The sequence below is a fragment of the Streptomyces griseobrunneus genome (assembly GCF_046713465.1).
In the GTDB taxonomy this organism is placed as follows: Bacteria; Actinomycetota; Actinomycetes; order Streptomycetales; family Streptomycetaceae; genus Streptomyces; species Streptomyces microflavus.
Map to the genome: position 1 here is coordinate 6,986,055 of NZ_CP177080.1, position 19,085 is coordinate 7,005,139.

The following is a 19,085-nucleotide window of genomic DNA, read 5'->3' on the forward strand; positions in this document are numbered from 1 at the left end:
GCCGTGTTGTTGTCCGGTGTTGGTTAATTTCATAGTGTTTCGGTGGTCATTGCGTTAGGGAAACGCCCGGTTACATTCCGAACCCGGAAGCTAAGCCTTTCAGCGCCGATGGTACTGCAGGGGGGACCCTGTGGGAGAGTAGGACGCCGCCGAACAATTTTTCCGGGAAAGCCCCGTGCCATTGGCACGGGGCTTTTCTGCGTTCAGGCGATCCAGCGGTGTCGCTCCGCCCACCCCCGTGCACGTGCCGACAGAAGCTGAGGGTAAGGTCGGGGAGCATCATTCGCACGTTCTTCACAGGAGGCCCCCGGGTGGAGGTCCAGGAGACTCGGGTCCAGACGGACCGGGTCCTCACCATCCCCAACATCCTCAGCATGGCTCGCCTTGTCGGGGTACCGCTCTTCCTGTGGCTGATTCTCCGCCCCGTGTTCGGCGGGCCCAACAGTGATGGCTGGGCGCTGCTGGTGCTGATGCTCAGCGGCATCAGCGACTACCTGGACGGCAAGCTCGCCCGGCGGTGGAACCAGATCAGCAGTCTCGGTCGGCTCCTGGACCCGGCTGCCGACCGTCTCTACATCCTCTCGACCCTTCTCGGCCTCACCTGGCGCGAGATCCTGCCGCTCTGGCTCACCGCGGCCCTCCTGGCCCGTGAGCTCATGCTGCTGGTGATGGTGGCCATCCTGCGGCGCCATGGCTATCCGCCACCGCAGGTCAACTTCCTGGGGAAAGCTGCAACTTTCAACCTGATGTACGCGTTCCCCTTGTTGCTGCTCAGCGACGGGAGTGGTTGGCTGGCTACTGTGGCCGCCATTTTCGGATGGGCGTTCGCAGGATGGGGTACAACGCTGTATTGGTGGGCAGGGATCCTATACGTGGTCCAGGTCCGCCGGCTTGTCAGGGCGGATGCAGTAGCCGATTGAGCTCGTTGATGCGGTGCCGTGCAGTGTGGCCGGCCCGCGGTGTGATGTCTTGAATGATGCCCCGACGGGCGAACTCGGCTGACCGTCGTCTCTTTTAGGAGGACGTTTCCGACATGAAGGCCGTCGTGATGGCTGGTGGCGAAGGCACACGCCTGCGCCCCATGACCTCGAGCATGCCCAAGCCGCTCCTGCCCGTGGCCAATCGGCCGATCATGGAGCATGTACTGCGGCTGCTCAAGAGGCATGGGCTCAATGAGACAGTAGTGACCGTCCAGTTCCTCGCCTCCCTCGTCAAGAACTATTTCGGGGACGGCGAAGAGCTCGGGATGGAGCTCACCTATGCCAACGAGGAGAAGCCACTCGGCACCGCGGGGAGCGTGAAGAACGCCGAAGAGGCGTTGAAGGACGACACCTTCCTCGTCATTTCCGGTGACGCGCTCACCGACTTCGACCTCACCGACCTCATCGCCTTCCACAAGGAGAAGGGCGGACTCGTCACGGTCTGTCTGACCCGGGTCCCCAATCCGCTGGAATTCGGCATCACCATCGTCGACGAGAACGGGCAGGTCGAACGCTTCCTGGAGAAGCCGACCTGGGGCCAGGTCTTCTCGGACACCGTGAACACGGGCATCTACGTCATGGAGCCCGAGGTCTTCGACTACGTCCAGGCCGACACCTCCGTCGACTGGTCGGGTGATGTCTTCCCCCAGCTGATGAAGGAAGGCAAGCCGATCTACGGCTATATCGCCGAGGGCTACTGGGAAGACGTCGGCACGCACGAGAGCTATGTGAAGGCCCAGGCCGACGTCCTGGAGCGCAAGGTCGACGTGGAACTCGACGGCTTCGAGATCTCGCCCGGTGTATGGGTGGCCGAAGGCGCGGAGGTCCATCCGGACGCCGTGCTCCGCGGGCCGCTGTACATCGGTGACTACGCCAAGGTCGAGGCGGACGTCGAAATCCGGGAGCACACGGTCGTGGGGTCCAACGTGGTCGTCAAGACCGGTGCCTTTCTCCATAGGGCCGTGGTCCACGACAACGTCTACATCGGACAGCACAGCAACCTCCGGGGCTGCGTGGTCGGCAAGAACACCGACATCATGCGGGCGGCCCGGATCGAGGACGGCGCTGTCATCGGTGACGAATGCCTGGTCGGCGAGGAGTCGATCATCCAGGGCAACGTGCGGGTGTACCCGTTCAAGACCATCGAGGCCGGCGCGTTCGTCAACACCTCGGTGATCTGGGAATCCCGCGGGCAGGCACATCTCTTCGGGGCGCGCGGCGTCTCCGGAATCCTGAACGTCGAGATCACCCCCGAACTGGCGGTCCGGCTGGCGGGCGCCTACGCCACGACCCTGAAGAAGGGGTCGACGGTCACGACCGCCCGTGACCACTCCCGAGGTGCCCGCGCCCTCAAGCGGGCCGTCATCTCGGCCCTCCAGGCCAGCGCCATCGACGTACGTGACCTGGAGAACGTACCGCTGCCCGTGGCCCGGCAGCAGACGGCTCGGGGCAGTGCGGGCGGCATCATGATCCGTACATCGCCCGGAGTGCCCGACTCGGTGGACATCATGTTCATCGACGAGCGGGGCGCCGACCTCTCGCAGGCGCAGCAGCGCAAGCTGGACCGGGTCTACGCACGCCAGGAGTACCGCAGGGCCTTCCCCGGCGAGATCGGCGACCTGCACTTCCCGTCCAGCGTCTTCGACTCGTACACCGGCTCCCTGCTCCGCAACGTCGACATCGCGGGCATCGCCGACTCCGGGCTCAAGGTCGTCGTGGACGCGTCCAACGGTTCCGCCGGGCTCGTCCTGCCGAGCCTGCTCGGGCGGCTCGGCGTGGACGCCCTGACGATCAACCCGGGACTCGACGAATCGCGGCCCACCGAGTCCGCCGAGACGCGCCGCGCCGGCCTCGTAAGGCTCGGGGAGATCGTCTCCTCGGCCCGGGCGGCCTTCGGCGTCCGGTTCGACCCGGTCGGTGAGCGGCTCTCCCTCGTGGACGAGCTGGGCCGGATCATCGAGGACGACCGGGCTCTGCTGGTCATGCTGGACCTCGTCGCCGCCGAGCGGCGCAGCGGACGCGTCGCCCTGCCGGTGACGACCACGCGCGTGGCCGAGCAGGTGGCGGCCTACCACGGCACGCAGGTGGAATGGACGACCACCTCGCCCGACGACCTGACCCGGGTGGGACGCGAAGAGACCACCATCTTCGGAGGAGACGGGCGCGGCGGGTTCATCGTTCCCGAATTCAGCAGCGTCTTCGACGGGACGGCCGCTTTCGTCCGGCTCATCGGACTCGTCGCACGGACCCAGCTCACCTTGAGCCAGATCGATGCCCGCATTCCCCGGGCCCATGTCCTGCGCCGCGACCTCGCGACGCCCTGGGCGGTCAAGGGCCTCGTCATGCGCAGCGTCGTCGAGGCGGCCGGGGACCGCAGCGTGGACACCACGGACGGCGTCCGGGTGGTCGAGGCGGACGGCCGGTGGATCATGGTGCTGCCCGACCGGGCGGAGGCCGTCACCCATCTGTGGGCGGAAGGTCCGGACGACGCCTCGGCGCAGGCGCTGCTCGACGAGTGGTCCGCCGTGGTGGAGAGCGCGGGCGAGTGACCTCGTGAAGCCGGGTGCACCGGAACTCCCCGTCCAGGGCGTTCCGGTGCACCGGTGGGGCCATTCGGCGGCAGCCGTGGTGACGTGCGACGATGTGCGGCATGTCGCAGCAGCCCCCCGATCGGAGCACACCCTCGCCGCCCCCACGTCCCGACGCCTCCATGTCGCTGCTGAACAACGTGATGGACCACAGCCTCGACGACGGTTACGCGGAGGCCTCGGCCCGCCGCAGGGCCGACGGGAGCGCGGGGCTGCCCCGTACGCTCAAGTCGAAGCTCGGCCTGGCCGCCGGTCTGGTGGTGGCCGCCCTCGTGGTCACCCTCGGTGCCGCCGAGGCGCGGGTGTCGGCGCCGGTCGTCGCCAAGGAACGCGAAGAGCTGATCGACCGCATCAACGCGGAGACGCGGGCGGCCGACACTCTGGAGTCGGACGTCGACAAGCTCCGCAGCGACGTGAGCGAGCGGCAGCGCAAGGCCCTGGAACGTCATGGCGGGGACCAGGGGGAGCTGGTGGCCCTGCTGTCCGGGGCGACCCCGGTCGAGGGCCCCGGGGTGAAGCTCGTCGTGGACGACGCCAAGAACACCGATCAGGGCGGCGGTGGGCCCCGTGAGTCGTCGAGCTTCGCGGACACCGGCCGGGTGCGTGACCGGGACATGCAGCGGGTCGTCAACGGCCTGTGGGAGTCCGGCGCCGAGGCCATCGCCATCAACGGGCAAAGGCTGACGGCACTGTCGGCGATCCGCGCCGCGGGCGACGCCATACTGGTCGACAACCGGCCGCTCGTACCGCCGTACACGGTGCTCGCGGTGGGGGACGGGAAGAACCTCGCCGCCGCGTTCCAGGACAGCGCCGACGGCCAGTACCTCAACGCGCTCAAGGAGAGCTTCGACATCCGCACCAGCTTGTCCGAGCAGGCGAAGGTGCGGCTCCCCGCCGCGCCGAGCCTGATCGTCCGTACAGCAGAGCCGAAGGCCGCCGGCAGTGATGCGGCAGAATCAGGGAAGGGCACATCGTGATCGCCGTACTGGGCCTCGTCGTGGGAGTCGTGGTCGGACTGTTGGTCCGGCCCGAGGTACCGGCGGTGGTCGAGCCCTATCTCCCGATCGCCGTGGTCGCCGCGCTCGACGCGGTCTTCGGCGGCCTGCGTGCCATGCTCGACGGCATCTTCGTCGACAAGGTCTTCGTGGTGTCGTTCCTCTCCAACGTCGTCGTCGCCGCGTTGATCGTGTTCCTCGGCGACAAACTGGGTGTCGGCGCGCAGCTCTCCACCGGTGTGGTGGTCGTGCTCGGTATCCGGATCTTCTCCAACGCCGCCGCGATCCGCCGGCACGTCTTCCGGGCATGAGGCCGATGAACAACGATGAGAACGCGCGCAGCCGGCAGCCCGAACAGCCGGCGCAGCCGCCCGCCGCCGAGGAGGTCTCCGGACGTCAGAGGCTGCTGGCGGGCCTGTGGCCGCCCCGGCTGAGCCGGGCTCAACTCATCGTCGCGGTGCTGCTCTTCGGGCTCGGCCTGGGGCTGGCCATCCAGGTGCGGTCCACCAGCGACGACAGCACGCTGCGCGGGGCGCGGCAGGAGGACCTGGTCCGGATCCTCGACGAGGTCGACGACCGGACCCAGCGCCTCGCGGACGAGAAGCAGCGACTGGACGACCAGCGCACCGAGCTGGAGAACAGCTCGGACCAGGCCGAGGAGGCCCGGAAGCAGACGCTGGAAAAGGAACGGCAGCTGGGGATCCTCGCGGGTACGGTGGCCGCCCAGGGGCCCGGCATCACGCTGACGATCAGCGACCCGTCGGGCGCGGTCGCGGCCGACAAGCTCCTCGACACCGTCCAGGAGCTGCGTGCGGCCGGGGCCGAGGCCATCGAGGTCAACGGCGTCCGGGTGGTGGCCAATACGTACTTCGCCGGGGACGGCGGTGACATCCAGGTGGACGGCAAGAAGATCGACGCACCGTACGAGTTCAAGGTGATCGGCAAGCCGCAGGACCTGGAGCCCGCCCTCAACATCCCCGGCGGTGTGGTGCAGACGCTGGAGAAGGAACAGGCCACGGCGGTCGTGGAGCGCTCCGACGACATCGTCGTCGACGCCTTGCGACCGGCGAAGCGGCCTGACTACGCTCGGTCGTCGTCCCCATGAGTGCGCCGGGCCCGGGGGCTGGTGGACGAGGGCGCGAGGTTGCGGGGGGTCGGCGCACCGGATTGGTGGCGCGTGGTGGAAACTGTCGGGTGGATACGGACGTTGTGAAGATGTCCGGGTCGGCAGGTGTGTTCATTCAGGGTTCGTCCTGCCCCACGGGCGGGTCTATGTCGGTCAAGGGGAATCGCCCGTGAAGTTGTTTGCGAAGTTGTTCGGGAAGAGTGCACGCGAGGACAGCAACAGTGCTGCCCGCCACCGTGCTCCGCGCCACGGCCAGGGCGAGGAGCAGGAGGCGGAGCGTCCGCTCTTCCGCGATGAGGTGTCCGGTGACGGTGGGCCGGGTGGTCCCGGCGTGTCGTCCGTTGACCCTGCCGGTGCCGGGCGCATAGGTTTCGGCGAACCATCAACCTCACGTACGGGTGGAGGGTTCACCCCGGAGGGCTCGTCGATGCCGGTCTGTACGAGGTGCGGTCACCGCAATGCGGAGGCCAGTCGTTTCTGTTCCAACTGCGGCGCGCCGTTGCGGGGCGGTGTCCCCGAGCGCGCCTCGGAGACGACGTCCACGATCTCCATCTCCGGTCTTGAGGCGTACGAGGCCGAGGCGACGGGCCAGACGGCTCTGCCCTCGCTCTCCCCCGAGGCCCAGGCGGCCGTCGACGCGCTGCCCGGAGGCTCGGCGCTTCTCGTCGTGCGCCGCGGCCCCAATTCCGGGAGCCGCTTCCTGCTCGACAGTGACCTGACGACCGCCGGCCGTCACCCGCAGAGCGACATCTTTCTCGACGACGTGACCGTGTCGCGGCGTCATGTGGAGTTCCGCAGGGGTCCGGACGGTAGCTTCACCGTGGGTGACGTGGGCAGCCTCAACGGCACCTATGTCAACCGTGAGCGCATCGATTCGGTCCTGCTGTCCAACGGCGACGAAGTCCAGATCGGAAAGTACCGCCTGGTCTTCTATGCGAGCCCGCGGGGCGTGTGACCAGCCCCCGGACTCCGTCCGGGGGGACCCCCAGGAAGGCCCATGCTGCGAACACCGACAGGCGGTGCCGGTGACGGCACCGCCACCGCGGACGCGCGCTGGGTGAGCATCGGAACGGTGCTCACCCGGCTGCGCGAAGAGTTTCCGGAAGTCACGATCTCCAAGATCCGCTTTCTGGAGGCCGAGGGGCTCATCGAGCCGCAGCGGACTCCGTCCGGGTACCGGAAGTTCGCTCCCGGCGATGTGGAGCGCCTCGCGCAGGTGCTCCGCATGCAGCGGGACCACTATCTGCCGCTGAAGGTCATCCGGGAGCATCTGGACGCCCTGGCCCGGGGCGAGCAGCCCGTGCTGCCCTCGCCGGGCGGTCAGCGGGACCTCGGCGACGGGGTGTGGGACTCCCGCCCCGGTGCGGCGACCGCCGCGCGGATCGGGCGGGCCGAGCTCCTGGCGGCCGCCCAGGTCGACGAGGAGCAGCTGGAGGAGTGGGAGTCCTACGGGCTCATCGTCGTGGCTCCCGAGGGCGGCTACGACGCCGAGATGGTGACCGTGGCCAAGCTTGTGGCGGATCTGGGGCGATTCGGCCTGGAACCGCGCCATCTGCGCGCCATGCGCGCCTCCGCGGACCGTGAGGCGGGGCTGGTCGAGCAGCTGGTCGCCCCGCTGCGCCTGCACCGCAATCCGCAGACCAGGGCCCATGCCGAGGCCACCGCGAACGAGCTGGCCGAGCTCTCCGTACGGTTGCACGCGGCGCTCGTCCAGACGGCTCTGCGCAGCCGTCTGCACTGAGCTCGGGGGAGCCCGACTACCCAAACATGGCGAGCACGTCCTAGGGTTGCTGTGTGAACGAGCTCGACGTTGTCGGTGTCCGGGTGGAAATGCCCTCCAACCAACCGATCGTTCTCCTGCGTGAAGTGGGAGGCGACCGGTACCTCCCCATTTGGATCGGTCCTGGGGAGGCGACCGCCATTGCCTTCGCCCAGCAGGGCATGGCTCCGGCCAGGCCGCTGACCCATGACCTGTTCAAGGATGTGCTCGAGGCCGTGGGCCAGGAGCTCACCGAGGTCCGGATCACGGACCTTCGCGAAGGGGTCTTCTACGCGGAGCTCGTCTTCGCCAGCGGGGTCGAGGTGAGCGCCCGGCCCTCCGACGCCATAGCGCTCGCCTTGCGGACCGGCACGCCGATCTACGGCAGTGACGGCGTGCTGGACGATGCGGGCATCGCGATCCCCGACGAGCAGGAGGACGAGGTGGAGAAGTTCCGCGAATTCCTCGACCAGATCTCACCGGAGGACTTCGGTACCAACAGTCAGTGACCGTCCCGCAAGGGTGTCGTCAGCGCATCCGACAAGCCTTTCCCGGAAGCGAGACACGGGAAACCACCCTCAGGGTGATTATCACTCGGCGTGCCGAGTGTGGCGATCGTTGACGCACCCCCAGTGACTGCCTACCTTCGAGTGGGCAGGTCAAGGACGGAGGTCGGCGTGAGAAGCAGCGGCGACGGTACGGCGGCGGGTGGGCCGTATCCGCAGCACGGCAGTGGAGCCGACCACGCCATCAGGCAGCCGGTTCAGCCGGCCGCGGTGGCAGCGGACGGCGTGGCAGCGGCGAGCGATATCGGCTATCGCGGACCGACGGCGTGCGCGGCGGCGGGGATCACCTACCGCCAGCTGGACTACTGGGCCCGCACGGGGCTGGTCGAGCCCAGCGTGCGACCGGCCTACGGGTCGGGGACCCAGCGTCTCTACAGTTTCCGGGACGTGGTGCTCCTCAAGATCGTCAAGCGGTTCCTGGACACCGGGGTCGCTCTGCAGAACATCCGCACCACGGTCCAGCACCTGCGTGCCCGGGGTTTCCAGGATCTTGAGCGCATGACGCTGATGAGCGACGGGGCGACGGTCTACGAATGCTCCTCGCCCGACGAGGTCGTCAGCCTCCTCCAGGGCGGTCAGGGCGTCTTCGGGATCGCCGTGGGGGTCGTCTGGCGGGACGTGGACGTGGCGCTCTCCCAGCTCCACGGCGAGCGGGTCGACACCGGTGAGACCCTCATCGGCAACAACCCGGCCGACGAGCTCGCCCGGCGCCGCAACCGCGCCGGATGAGCGTCTGAGCGCACAGCGCAGGACAGAACGGGACGGCCCGGCACTCCACGGAGTGCCGGGCCGTCCCGTTGTCAGTGGCGTAGGGCAGCATCGGATGTGTGAGACCCGCGCCGACCATCCTCCACCTGGACATGGATGCCTTCTACGCCTCGGCGGAGCAGGCGGCCAAGCCCAGCCTGCGCGGAAAGGCGGTCGTCGTGGGCGGCCTCGGCCCCCGCGGGGTGGTCGCCACCGCCTCGTACGAGGCACGGGTCCTGGGCGTCCACTCCGCGATGCCGACGGCCCAGGCCAGACGGCTGGCGCCGAACGCGGCCTACCTGGTGCCCCGGTTCTCGCTGTACCGCACCGTGAGCGAGCAGGTGATGGAGCTCCTGGGGCGGCTCTCCCCGCTGGTGGAGCCGCTGAGCCTGGACGAGGCCTTCGTCGACCTGGAGGCGGGCGGGGTGGCGGACGACTCGGTGACGGCCCGGACGACGGGGGAGCGGCTGCGTACGGCCATCCGGGAGGTGACCGGGCTCAGCGGATCGGTCGGGCTCGCCGGATCGAAGATGCTCGCCAAGATCGCCTCCGAGCAGGCCAAGCCGGACGGCCTGGTGCTCATAGAGCCGGGCACCGAGCGCGAGCTGCTGGCCCCGATGTCCGTACGGACGCTGCCGGGGGTCGGACCCGCCACCGGGGACCATCTCCGGCGGGCCGGCATGACCACCGTCCACGACCTCGCGGAGGCCGGTGAGGACGAGCTCGTACGGCTGGTCGGCAAGGCCCACGGCCACGGTCTCCACCGGATGGCGCTGGGGCTCGACGACCGGCCGGTGGTCGCCGAGCGGGACGCCAAGTCCGTATCGGTGGAGGACACCTTCGACGTGGACCTGCACGACCGGGTGCGGGTGCGGGCGGAGGTGGAGCGGCTGGCGGTGCGCTGCGTGGAGCGGCTGCGGTCCGCCGACCGGTCGGGGCGCACGGTGGTGCTGAAGGTGCGCCGCTACGACTTCTCCACCCTGACCCGCTCCGAGACCCTCAGAGGCCCCACGGACGACCCCACGGTGGTCCGTGAGGCGGCCGCCAGGCTCCTGGAGGCCGTGGACACCACCGGGGGCGTACGCCTCCTGGGCGTGGGCGTCACGGGGCTCGCTGACTTCACCCAGGAGGATCTGTTCGCGCAGGCCGCCGACGCCCGGGAGCTGGCGGCGCGGTCGGAGGCGCCCGAGAAGCCCGCCGCGGACGACGGCGAGCGGGGCGGGGGACCGGCGGACGAGGAGCCCGCGCGGGTTAGCGCCGAGCTGCTCGCCGCCCGCCGCTGGCCCGCCGGACACGACGTACGCCACGCGGCGCACGGGCACGGCTGGGTGCAGGGGAGCGGGGTGGGCCGGGTGACGGTGCGGTTCGAGGAGCCCGGTGGTCCGGTCGGCCGGGTCGTCACGTTCCGCATCGACGACCCGGAGCTGAGCCCGGCCGATCCGCTGCCGCTGGTCCGCGACCCGGTCGACTACTCCTCCTGGCCGGCCAGCCTGCCGAAGTCACGGTCGGGGCCGCTCTCCGCCGCCGGAGGGGAGTCCAGACCGTAATGACGGTAGAGCTGCAGCTCCTGCTCCGGGGAGAGGTGCCGGCCGACGCCGAAGTCCGGCGCGCCCTTGATCAACGCGCGATCGAAGGGGACCCGCAGCGTGTCCTCGACGAATTCGCTGGGTTCCAGCGGGACGAAGGCGTCCCTGCTGAACAGACCGGTGCGGACGGCAGCCCACTCGGGCACCCCCGTCGCGTCGTCGAGATAGACCTCATCCACCGTTCCGATCTTGGCGCCCTTGCGATCGAATGCCTTGCGGCCGATCAGGCGGCGCGGATCGATATCGGTCTGCACGGTGCCTCCCACTGGTCGCGACTGCTCAGGGTGGTCCCTGTCGCTCCACCAGCACCACACAAGTGCAGATCCGTGGTGTCGGCCACTCGAGAGCTCCGGCGCAGTGGCCGCTGGTAGGCTGGCACTGGCTGCTGACCCCGTGCGGGAGAGTCCTCCGGTGCAGAATCCGGAGGCGCCGAAGGAGCAAATCCTCCCCGGAATCTCTCAGGCCCCCGTACCGCACGGACGAGGTCACTCTGGAAAGCAGGGCGGGTTTCGTGCGGGCACATGCCGGGACGGACCCGACCCTCACCGACGGTGAAAGTCGGCACGCCCCCGGGCGCGCCGGTGAAGCTCTCAGGTTGAGATGACAGAGGGGGAGGCCGTTCGGGCACCCGCGCCGTGGTGCCCCTCGCAGGTCGTGACAGACCAGGAGGCCTCCACCATGACCCCCCGTCGCACTCCGCTCTCCCAGCTGGAGCAGGGCATTCCGTTCGAGCAGCGCCACATAGGGCCCGACGCCGGAGCCCAGGCGAAGATGCTTGCCCAGGTCGGCTACGGCTCCCTGGACGAGCTGACCGCCGCCGCGGTGCCCGACGTGATCAAGAGTGCGGAGGCCCTGAACCTTCCCTCGGCCCGCACCGAGGCAGAGGTACTGGCCGAGCTGCGGTCGCTGGCCGACCGCAACAAGGTGCTCGCGCCGATGATCGGCCTCGGCTACTACGGCACCTTCACGCCGCCCGTCATCCTGCGCAACGTCATGGAGAACCCCGCGTGGTACACGGCCTACACGCCGTACCAGCCGGAGATCTCCCAGGGCCGCCTGGAGGCCCTGCTGAACTTCCAGACGATGGTCGCCGAGCTGACCGGGCTTCCCACCTCCGGCGCCTCGCTGCTCGACGAGGGCACCGCGGCCGCCGAGGCCATGGCGCTCGCCCGGCGCGTCGGCAAGGTCAAGAACGGCGTCTTCCTGATCGACGCCGACACCCTGCCGCAGACCGTCGCCGTGATCCAGACCCGCGCCGAGCCGACCGGCGTCGAGGTCGTCGTCGCGGACCTCAGCGACGGCATCCCCGCCGAGATCGCCGAGCGCGGCGTCTTCGGCGTCCTGCTCCAGTACCCGGGCGCCTCCGGTGCCGTGCGGGCCATCGAGCCCGTGATCGAGCAGGCCCACGAGCTGGGCGCCATCGTCACCGTCGCCGCCGACCTGCTGGCCCTCACGCTGCTCACCTCGCCCGGCGCGCTCGGCGCGGACATCGCGGTCGGCACCACCCAGCGCTTCGGCGTCCCCATGGGCTTCGGCGGCCCGCACGCCGGCTTCATGGCGGTCCGCGAGAAGTTCGCCCGCTCCCTGCCCGGCCGCCTCGTCGGTGTCTCCGTCGACGCCGACGGCAACAAGGCCTACCGCCTGGCCCTGCAGACCCGCGAGCAGCACATCCGCCGCGAGAAGGCCACCAGCAACATCTGTACGGCTCAGGTCCTGCTCGCCGTCATGGCCGGGATGTACGCCGTCTACCACGGCCCCGACGGACTGCGCACGATCGCCCGCCGCACCCACCGCTTCGCCACGATCCTCGCCGAGGGCCTGCGCGCCGCCGGCGTGGAGGTCGTGCACGGCGACTTCTTCGACACCCTGACTGTCAAGGCGCCCGGCAAGGCCGCGGACATCGTCGCCGACGCCCGCGAGCGTGGGGTCAACCTCCGCCGCGTCGACGCCGACCACGTCTCCATCGCCTGCGACGAGACCACCACCCGGTCCCAGATCGCCGCCGTCTGGGCCGCCTTCGGCGCCGACGGCGACATCGAGGCGCTGGACGGTTCGGCCGCCGAGGCGCTGCCCGATGCGCTGCTGCGCTCCGACGACATCCTGACCCACCCGGTCTTCCACCAGCACCGCTCCGAGACCGCGATGCTGCGCTATTTGCGCAAGCTCGCCGACCGCGACTACGCGCTGGACCGCGGCATGATCCCGCTCGGCTCCTGCACCATGAAGCTGAACGCGACCGCCGAGATGGAGTCCATCACCTGGCCCGAGTTCGGCGCGCTGCACCCCTTCGCCCCGGCCGAGCAGGCGCAGGGCTTCCTCACGCTCATCCGCGAGCTGGAGGAGCGCCTCGCCGAGGTCACCGGTTACGACGCCGTCTCCATCCAGCCGAACGCCGGCTCCCAGGGCGAGTTCGCCGGCCTGCTGGCCGTCCGGGCGTACCACCGGGCCAACGGCGACGACCAGCGCACCGTCTGCCTGATCCCCTCCTCCGCGCACGGCACCAACGCCGCGAGCGCGGTCATGGCGGGCATGAAGGTCGTCGTGGTGAAGACCGCCGACGACGGCGAGGTCGACATCGCGGACCTGCGGGCCAAGATCGAGCAGCACCGCGACGAGCTGGCCGTGCTCATGATCACCTACCCCTCCACGCACGGGGTCTTCGAGGAGCACGTCGCCGACATCTGCGGCGAGGTGCACGACGCGGGCGGCCAGGTCTACGTCGACGGCGCCAACCTCAACGCGCTGGTCGGGCTCGCCAAGCCCGGCAAGTTCGGCGGCGACGTCTCGCACCTGAACCTGCACAAGACCTTCTGCATCCCGCACGGCGGCGGCGGCCCCGGCGTCGGCCCGGTCGGCGTCCGTGCGCACCTCGCCCCCTACCTCCCCAACCACCCGCTCCAGCCCGCCGCGGGCCCGGAGACCGGTGTGGGCCCGATCTCGGCCGCCCCGTGGGGCTCGGCGGGCATCCTGCCGATCTCATGGGCGTACGTCCGCCTGATGGGCGGCGAGGGGCTCAAGCGCGCCACGCAGGTCGCCGTGCTGGCCGCCAACTACATCGCCAAGCGCCTGGAGCCGCACTTCCCGATCCTGTACAACGGCCCGGCCGGACTGGTCGCGCATGAGTGCATCGTCGACCTGCGGCCGATCTCCAAGGCGACCGGCGTCTCCATCGACGACGTCGCCAAGCGCCTGATCGACTACGGCTTCCACTCGCCCACCATGTCGTTCCCGGTGGCCGGCACGCTGATGATCGAGCCGACGGAGAGCGAGGACCTCGCGGAGCTCGACCGGTTCTGCGACACCATGATCGCGATCCGCGCCGAGATCGAGAAGGTCGCATCCGGCGAGTGGAGCGCGGACGACAACCCGCTGGCCAACGCCCCGCACACCGCGGCCGCGCTCGGCGGTGAGTGGAACCACGGCTACAGCCGCGAGGAGGCCGTCTTCCCGGCCGGGGTGTCCGCCGCGGACAAGTACTGGCCGCCGGTGCGCCGCATCGACGGTGCCTTCGGCGACCGCAACCTGGTCTGCTCCTGCCCGCCGCTGGAGGAGTACGACAACTGACGCCCAGGGGCTCACGCCTGACATGCGTCGGGGCCGGTGCGGGGATCTCCCCGGGCCGGCCCCTTCTCCGTACAGCCTTGTCCGTAGGTGTGCCTCAGGCGGCCTTCACCACGCGGCCTGCCACCAGCGGCCGGTGCGGTGCGATGATCTGACCGTCCGGCAGCAGCTCGCCGGTGTCCTCGAAGAGCAGGACACCGTTGCACAGAAGGCTCCAGCCCTGTTCCGGGTGGTGTGCCGTCAGGCGGGCCGCCTCCCTGTCGGGGGAGTCGGCGGTGGGGCAGGGTGGCTGGTGCTGGCACATGGATGCGTTCTTTCGCTGCGTCGAGTCGAGTGTCCTGCGGCTGGATGAGAGGTTCATGGCCGCCCCCGTATCAGTCGGTCCGGTCCCAGTGTTGCCCTACGGGGTTGATTCCGCAGGGATTTCGCTGCAGCTCCCGTACTCCTCTCATGACGCATCACCCGCGCGGACGGTTCACCGCAACTGCACTGTCACTTCGGGTGGTTCGGGGTGGCCGGACCGGGCTAGTCCGAGTGGGTAAGAAAGAGCCCCCGCAGTGGCCCGTTCCGCCGTCGGGCGTTACGGGCCACTGCGGGGGCCGGTTGTCCTCGGCCGCCGGTCAGGCGGAGCTGAGCAGCGGGCCGGGTGCCACGCGCAGGGTCATCACGGGCAGCAGATCGGCGACCCGGTGCGGCCGGTGCGCGGCGATGCCCGGCGGCGCCGGCGCCAGGGGCACCAGGACGTCGGCCGGGGCGAGCACACCGCCGGAGGCGTCGGAGGCGTCGTCTTCGGTGCTGTCGTGCAGCCAGAGGGTGAGCATGTACAGCTCGGGGATGGAGAGAAGTCTCGCCTGGTACGCCGTGGGCGAGGCCTCCGCCTGGCGGACCGCGAGCTCCGTCGAGGCGAGATACGGACCCTCGAAGAAGTGCGAGAAGCTCCAGCCGTCCGGGGTGAGCATGGTGTCCGCGGCGGCGATCGCGCGGCCCTCGCTCCGGATCAGGAAGCGCCAGGCCGCGAGGCGGGTTCGAGGTGCGGTCCTGGTCGGAGCGATCCGGTCCAGAACATGCACGGGAAGCGGCAGTTCGGGGCTGAGCGGTCCCTGGACGGACCGGAGGGCGGAGGTGCGCGCCTCGCGGACCGCGGTGGGAGAACCGAGGGCCGCGAGAACGCTGCGCAGGGCGGGCGCGGGAGCCGAGGGGACATGCAGCGGCATAGTGGGTCGCCTCTCACTTCGGAGACACGGTGATGCGTGGGCGGGTGCAGACGGCGCTGTCGGCGTGCGGGGCCAGAGGAGGCCGGTGACGGGCCGGTTGCGTCAACTCTCTGCCTCGTCAGGCGGAGTTTATACGACACGTGTTCACTCAGTGTTTCCGCTAGTTGCCGGGGACATTTCGCGCAAGGCGACAACCGGACTTCGAAATGCGGTTTTCCTGGTGATTTGCTCGGCCGATTTCAGCCCTCGCCTGTGCCTCTTTCGGTGGCACGGTCGGCCGAAACTCGTCGGTGATTCCACCACGCACTCTCCGGGCGAAAATGCCGATGGGCGCGTGCCGTAGGAATGTGCCCCCGGTCTCCGTCATCCAGCCTATCGGGTTTCCGGTGCTCCGTGGGGCGTTACGGATCACTTCCACTGGGCATTATCGATCGTGATGCGCACGGCCCGGTCAGCGGGCCGACCACTGGAGGAGGGACCCCTAGATGGGGGAGAAGGTCGTGGCGGGAGCCGTTGACCTGTCCGATCGGCAGGCATACCGCTCCAAGCTCAACCAGTGCCTGGAGGGGCTGGGCAGACTGCTGGCGGAGCGGAGGTTCGACCGTCCGAGGAACCTGATGGGGCTGGAGATAGAGCTGAATCTCGCGGGCTCCGACGGCATGCCGAGGATGATGAATCAAGAAGTGCTCCAGCGCATCGCGAGCCGGGATTTCCAGACCGAACTAGGGATGTTCAATCTGGAAGTAAATATCGTTCCGCACCGGCTCGGCGGCCGGGTATTCGATCAGCTCTCGGAGGAGTTGCGGACCGGTCTCGCCTACGCCCACCGCAAGGCCGGTGAGGTGGACGCGGGGATCGTCATGATCGGAATCCTGCCGACGCTCGGCGAGCACGACGTGGTCTCGGCGAATCTCTCGGACGTGGACCGCTACACGCTGCTCAACGATCAAATGGCGGCGGCCCGGGGAGAGGATTTCGCCCTGGATATCGAAGGTGTCGAGCACCTGGTCTGCTCCTCGCCCTCGATCGCCCCCGAATCGGCCTGCACCTCGGTCCAGTTGCATCTCCAGGTGACGCCCGCCCGGTTCGCCGACGTGTGGAACGCGGCTCAGGCGATCGCCTCCGTCCAGATCGCGCTGGGTGCCAACGCCCCGTTCCTCTTCGGCAAGGAGCTCTGGCGGGAGTCCCGCCCCCCGCTGTTCCAGCAGGCCACCGACGTACGGCCGCCGGAGCTGGCGAACCAGGGTGTACGGCCCAGGACCTGGTTCGGGGAGCGCTGGATCACCTCCGCCTACGAGCTCTTCGAGGAGAACCTGCGCTACTTCCCGCCGCTGCTGCCGATCTGCGACGACGAGGAGCCGCTGCGGGTCCTCGACGAGGGCGGGGTGCCGGAGCTGGCCGAGCTTGTCCTGCACAACGGGACGGTCTACCGCTGGAACCGCCCGGTGTACGGGATGGCCGACGGGGTTCCGCACCTGCGGGTGGAGAACCGGGTGCTGCCGGCCGGGCCGACCGTCACGGACGTCATCGCCAACGCCGCGTTCTACTACGGGCTCGTACGGGCGCTCGCCGAGGAGTCCCGGCCGGTGTGGAGCAGGCTGCCGTTCGAGGCCGCCGAGGAGAACTTCGACGAGGCCTGCCGGCACGGCATCGAGGCCGAGCTGCTCTGGCCGCGGCCGGGCCGCTCCGGCGGACTCGCCAGGATCCCCGCCGTACAGCTGGTGCTGGAGGAACTGCTGCCGCTGGCCGCCGCGGGTCTCGACGCCTGGCACATCGAGCCCGCCGACCGGGACCGCTACCTCGGGGTGATCGAGGAGCGCTGCAAGCGGCGGGTCAACGGGGCCTCCTGGCAGGTCGCCACATACCGCCGGGCGCTGGAGGCGGGGCTCGGCCGGGAGGCGGCGCTGGCGGCCACCACCCGGCGGTACGCCGAGCTGATGCACGCGGGGGAGCCGGTGCACACCTGGCCGGTGGGGTTCCCGGCGCCCTGATTCCCGGCGCCCTGGGGCGATCCCGTACGGGGACGGGGAGAGGCAGTTCCGTTACGCGGACGGGGGCGGCGGGCCCGGCCGGGCGTCGGGCACGATGTGCGCCGGGCCGGGCGCGCCGCCGGGGCGGCCCGCACCGGCCGGGGCGCCACCCCGCCGGGCCCGCCGCCCTCACTCCTGGGCGGCGCGTCCGTTCTGCCCGGCCGTCATGATGGCCTGGAGGATGACCGCCTGGATCTCCACCGGGTCGCTCACCTCGTACCCGTCGCCCCCGGTGATCCGCGCGATCTCCGCCACTTCCTCGCGGTCGGCGTCCGGGCCCACCGCGATGGCGATGATCGGAACGGGACGCTCCGGGTCGGCGAGCTGCTTGAGCTCAGCGATCAGCGCACTCCGGGAGATGCCGTCCTCGTCCTGGTTGGAGCCGTCGGTCAGGATCACCAGGGCGTTGAACTTGCCCTTCACATACGTCGACAGGGCCTCCTTGTAGGAGGCCAGCGTCGTGTCGTACAACCCGGTCGCTCCGCCCGGAACGGGCTGCAGCCCCGCGAAAGCCGCCGCGAGCTTCTCCTGGTGGGTGGAACCGCCCTGGGCGGGGTCGCCCAGGCGGCGCGTCGGCATCAGCTTGCGGTAGTCCTTCTTGCCGTCCAGCGTGGTGGCGAACTCCCACAGGCCGATCTCGTCGTCCGCGGTGAACTGGGTGAGCGCCTGGATGAGCGATTCCTTGGTGACGTCCATCCGCGACTGGCCGCGTCCCGGCACCGGTGTGGACATCGAACCCGAGGCGTCGACGACCGTGGTCAGCCGGGCGCTCTGGACGGTGATCGTCCACATTCCCAGCATCTCCTGGAGATCCTTCGCCGACGGTGCCTCGGCCGCCGATGTGGCGTACGGCTGCGGAGACTTGCCGCCCGCCGCCGCTACGACGGCGTTCTGGGCCTCGCCGCCGGCGGGCCGGAACCCGTACCGGGCGAACACGGCCCGGGAGCTCGTGTCGTTGAGCAGGGTCATGAAGCGCAGTGCCGCCCGGGACTGGGCCAGGGTCAGCTTCTCCTCGTCGACCAGCGTGTACGGGTAGTCCAGCAGCGGGGTGCCGTCCTCCGGGTAGAAGAGGTTGAGCTTGCCGCTGCCGGCCGCCTCCGCGTTGTGGGTGAAGGCGGCCTGTTCGGATATCAGGACCGCCTGATTACGTTTCGGATTGCCCTCCTCGGCGCCGGAGCCGCTCCGCGCCAGGGTCTCCAGCACCTGCGCGTCGCTGTCCGACATCCGCTCGGCCAGCACCTTCGCGGTCTCCGCGACCCTGGTGTCGCTGTCCCCGCCCTGCTGCCCGGACGAGGCGGCGATGCTGGTGAGGGCCAGCAGACCGGTGGCGCTGCGCGCCGGATCGGCCGCGCCGAGGCGGACCTTGTCCGAGGTGAGCGCCGCAGTGACCACCTCTGCCCAGGAGTACGTCTTCTTCGGCCAGCCCAACCGCTGCGACGCGGACGGCACCATGGCGAGACCCACCGGTGAGGAGGCCACCGAGTCCGAGGGAGAGATGGGGGTGCCCGTGCCGAGACCCTCGGCCCGGTCCAGCCAGAGGTCGGAGTCCGGCAGCCAGACCTGGAAGTCCGGGGCCTCGCCGCCGCCCGCGAGCGTGTCGGCCACTTTGTAGGAGTCGCGGGCCACCACGTCCACGTCGAGGCAGTGGCCGTCGGATCTCACCTCGTTCGCGAGGGTCTCCTCGGCTATGGCGCGAACCGCCGGTGCGATGTCCGGTGAGGCGGCCAGGGACAGGTGCACGGCGGAGTCCTCGCAGGATTCGGAGAACGACAGCAGGCCGCCCTTGACCGCCACCCCTGTTCCCGTCGCCACCGCGAGGACGAGCAGAGTGGCGACGGCGATGGTGCGACGCCGGCGCCGGGGAGACGCGTCCCCGCGTTCTTCCGGCGCGTAGGCGTCGGGCAAGCTGTGACGTCCCATGTCGGTGGTGCCC

General features: G+C 69.8%; 16 protein-coding genes, 1 rRNA gene and 1 riboswitch. Of the genes, 13 read left to right on the plus strand and 4 right to left on the minus strand.

Translation table 11 applies throughout. The annotated features are described in order from the left end of the window. Positions 1 to 38: 38 nt before the first annotated feature. The 11 genes from rrf to ACK8N7_RS31870 all read left to right on the plus strand — a co-directional run bounded on the left by rrf (position 39) and on the right by ACK8N7_RS31870 (position 10,308). Positions 39 to 155, plus strand: a 5S ribosomal RNA gene (gene rrf, locus ACK8N7_RS31820). Between the two features lie 156 nt (positions 156 to 311). After that, on the plus strand, positions 312 to 920 hold the full coding sequence (clsA, locus tag ACK8N7_RS31825) for a cardiolipin synthase ClsA (RefSeq protein ID WP_326706916.1): 609 nt from the start codon (positions 312 to 314) through the stop codon (positions 918 to 920). Between the two features lie 113 nt (positions 921 to 1,033). Beyond that, on the plus strand, positions 1,034 to 3,529 hold the full coding sequence (locus ACK8N7_RS31830; RefSeq protein WP_018516182.1) for a mannose-1-phosphate guanyltransferase: 2,496 nt from the start codon (positions 1,034 to 1,036) through the stop codon (positions 3,527 to 3,529). A gap of 101 nt (positions 3,530 to 3,630) precedes the next feature. Beyond that, on the plus strand, positions 3,631 to 4,545 hold the full coding sequence (locus tag ACK8N7_RS31835; protein ID WP_403219589.1) for a DUF881 domain-containing protein: 915 nt from the start codon (positions 3,631 to 3,633) through the stop codon (positions 4,543 to 4,545). Beyond that, positions 4,542 to 4,874 (plus strand): small basic family protein, encoded by a 333-nt coding sequence (locus ACK8N7_RS31840; RefSeq protein WP_003970459.1) that lies wholly within the window; start codon positions 4,542 to 4,544, stop codon positions 4,872 to 4,874. The genes ACK8N7_RS31835 and ACK8N7_RS31840 overlap by 4 nt, the downstream gene beginning before the upstream one ends. A gap of 5 nt (positions 4,875 to 4,879) precedes the next feature. Then, positions 4,880 to 5,668: a DUF881 domain-containing protein gene (locus ACK8N7_RS31845; protein WP_500444672.1), complete on the plus strand. Its 789-nt coding sequence runs from the start codon at positions 4,880 to 4,882 to the stop codon at positions 5,666 to 5,668. Between the two features lie 190 nt (positions 5,669 to 5,858). After that, positions 5,859 to 6,644 carry an FHA domain-containing protein gene (locus ACK8N7_RS31850; protein WP_403219586.1) on the plus strand — a complete coding sequence of 262 codons (786 nt, stop codon included), beginning with the start codon at positions 5,859 to 5,861 and terminating at the stop codon, positions 6,642 to 6,644. Positions 6,645 to 6,686: 42 nt separating this feature from the next. Beyond that, a complete protein-coding gene (ftsR, locus tag ACK8N7_RS31855) occupies positions 6,687 to 7,430 on the plus strand; it encodes a transcriptional regulator FtsR (protein ID WP_403219584.1) in 744 nt (247 codons plus the stop codon). A gap of 53 nt (positions 7,431 to 7,483) precedes the next feature. Beyond that, positions 7,484 to 7,957 carry a bifunctional nuclease family protein gene (locus tag ACK8N7_RS31860; RefSeq protein WP_006123076.1) on the plus strand — a complete coding sequence of 158 codons (474 nt, stop codon included), beginning with the start codon at positions 7,484 to 7,486 and terminating at the stop codon, positions 7,955 to 7,957. A gap of 168 nt (positions 7,958 to 8,125) precedes the next feature. After that, positions 8,126 to 8,743: a MerR family transcriptional regulator gene (locus tag ACK8N7_RS31865; RefSeq protein WP_015607268.1), complete on the plus strand. Its 618-nt coding sequence runs from the start codon at positions 8,126 to 8,128 to the stop codon at positions 8,741 to 8,743. A 98-nt stretch (positions 8,744 to 8,841) separates the two neighbouring features. Further along, positions 8,842 to 10,308 carry a DNA polymerase IV gene (locus tag ACK8N7_RS31870; RefSeq protein WP_403219582.1) on the plus strand — a complete coding sequence of 489 codons (1,467 nt, stop codon included), beginning with the start codon at positions 8,842 to 8,844 and terminating at the stop codon, positions 10,306 to 10,308. On the opposite strand, the gene ACK8N7_RS31875 is transcribed toward ACK8N7_RS31870, so the two are convergent. Then, positions 10,230 to 10,601, minus strand: coding sequence for a PRC-barrel domain-containing protein (locus tag ACK8N7_RS31875; protein WP_015607266.1), 372 nt, complete (start codon positions 10,599 to 10,601; stop codon positions 10,230 to 10,232). The genes ACK8N7_RS31870 and ACK8N7_RS31875 overlap by 79 nt on opposite strands. Before the next feature lie 132 nt (positions 10,602 to 10,733). Continuing rightward, a riboswitch (glycine riboswitch) is annotated at positions 10,734 to 10,831 on the plus strand. Positions 10,832 to 11,025: 194 nt separating this feature from the next. On the opposite strand from ACK8N7_RS31875, the gene gcvP reads away from it, so the two are divergent. Further along, on the plus strand, positions 11,026 to 13,911 hold the full coding sequence (gcvP, locus tag ACK8N7_RS31880) for an aminomethyl-transferring glycine dehydrogenase (RefSeq protein ID WP_403219581.1): 2,886 nt from the start codon (positions 11,026 to 11,028) through the stop codon (positions 13,909 to 13,911). Between the two features lie 94 nt (positions 13,912 to 14,005). Here gcvP and ACK8N7_RS31885 read toward each other — a convergent pair whose 3' ends face one another. Together ACK8N7_RS31885 and ACK8N7_RS31890 are read right to left on the minus strand one after the other, a co-directional pair. After that, complete coding sequence (locus ACK8N7_RS31885; RefSeq protein WP_032758970.1) at positions 14,006 to 14,212, minus strand: DUF5999 family protein; 207 nt, start codon at positions 14,210 to 14,212, stop codon at positions 14,006 to 14,008. Between the two features lie 316 nt (positions 14,213 to 14,528). After that, a complete protein-coding gene (locus ACK8N7_RS31890; protein WP_015607263.1) occupies positions 14,529 to 15,122 on the minus strand; it encodes a hypothetical protein in 594 nt (197 codons plus the stop codon). 485 nt (positions 15,123 to 15,607) lie between these two features. Here ACK8N7_RS31890 and ACK8N7_RS31895 point away from each other — a divergent pair, with 485 nt between their 5' ends. Beyond that, a complete protein-coding gene (locus ACK8N7_RS31895) occupies positions 15,608 to 17,113 on the plus strand; it encodes a glutamate-cysteine ligase family protein (protein ID WP_219155002.1) in 1,506 nt (501 codons plus the stop codon). Between the two features lie 168 nt (positions 17,114 to 17,281). On the opposite strand, the gene ACK8N7_RS31900 is transcribed toward ACK8N7_RS31895, so the two are convergent. Further along, positions 17,282 to 19,072 (minus strand): substrate-binding and VWA domain-containing protein, encoded by a 1,791-nt coding sequence (locus ACK8N7_RS31900; protein ID WP_403219578.1) that lies wholly within the window; start codon positions 19,070 to 19,072, stop codon positions 17,282 to 17,284. Positions 19,073 to 19,085: the final 13 nt, after the last annotated feature.